This window comes from Leifsonia sp. SIMBA_070 (genome assembly GCF_046534635.1).
Taxonomy (GTDB): domain Bacteria; phylum Actinomycetota; class Actinomycetes; order Actinomycetales; family Microbacteriaceae; genus Leifsonia.
Window position 1 is genome coordinate 1 of the sequence record NZ_JAWRYK010000224.1, and the last position, 275, is coordinate 275.

The window sequence follows — 275 nt, forward strand, 5'->3', positions numbered from 1 at the left end:
GGTGCCATCACGCAGAACGACGTCAACCTGGCGACGGTGGACAACGCCGTCATCATCGGCTTCAACGTCAAGCCGGCCGAGCGTGTTGCCGATCTGGCAGAGCGTGAAGGCGTCGACATGCGCTTCTACTCCGTCATCTACGCGGCAATCGATGACATTGAGCTCGCCCTCAAGGGCATGCTCAAGCCTGAGTACGAAGAGGTCCAGCTCGGCACCGCCGAGGTCCGCGAAGTCTTCCGTTCCTCCAAGTTCGGAAACATCGCCGGCTCGATCGT

1 pseudogene is annotated in these 275 nt (G+C 60.7%); it reads left to right on the forward strand.

Annotation, left to right across the window (positions count from 1 at the left end):
* Nucleotides 1-275 (forward strand): annotated as a pseudogene (locus SB754_RS20125) (translation initiation factor IF-2); the annotation flags it as partial.